We start from the raw sequence: 503 nt of genomic DNA, 5'->3' as shown, positions 1-503 counted from the left end.
GAGATGGTGCTGAATATCGCGCACGGTCATCCCACCGGCGTAGAGCGAGATAATCATGTCGTCGAGCTCTGTGAGCCGACGTGCACCCTTGGGCACCATCCGAGGAGTAAACGTGCCGGCACGATCCCTGGGAACGGTCACTTCAACCGCGCCGTAGCCAGAATTGACGGTCTTGGTGTAGGACCCGTTACGGTGATTGCTGCTCTGTGCGGTTTCCACCTTCGCTTTGGCCTTGCGGTCGGAATGGCTATAGCCCAAGTGCGCATCCATCTCCGCTTTAAGACCAGCGTTGATCGATGCCTGCAGCAGGCCTTTGACCAGCTCGCTTGCATCATCAGCAGAAGTCGACAGCTCGCTGATCAAGCTGGCGATTTCAGGATTTTCCATCAGCTTCTCGCTGATCTCGTTGACCCTCGCCGGGTCATGGCTTTTCTTCAGTGACACCGTAGTCATTATCGGTGAAACTCCTTCTAGATCAGAGCCTCACACACAAACTTCCTGAC

General features: G+C 55.5%; 1 protein-coding gene. It reads right to left on the bottom strand.

Annotation, left to right across the window (positions count from 1 at the left end; genetic code table 11):
• Window positions 1–453, bottom strand: a 453-nt coding sequence (locus QP909_RS11770) for a transposase (RefSeq protein WP_284767329.1), incomplete at its 3' end; no start/stop codon positions are given.
• Window positions 454–503 lie beyond the last annotated feature (50 nt).

It is taken from the genome of Corynebacterium sp. MSK195, from assembly GCF_030228885.1.
Taxonomy (GTDB): Bacteria; Actinomycetota; Actinomycetes; order Mycobacteriales; family Mycobacteriaceae; genus Corynebacterium.
Note: the sequence above shows the minus strand (reverse complement) of the source record. Positions and strands in the feature narration are given on the sequence as shown.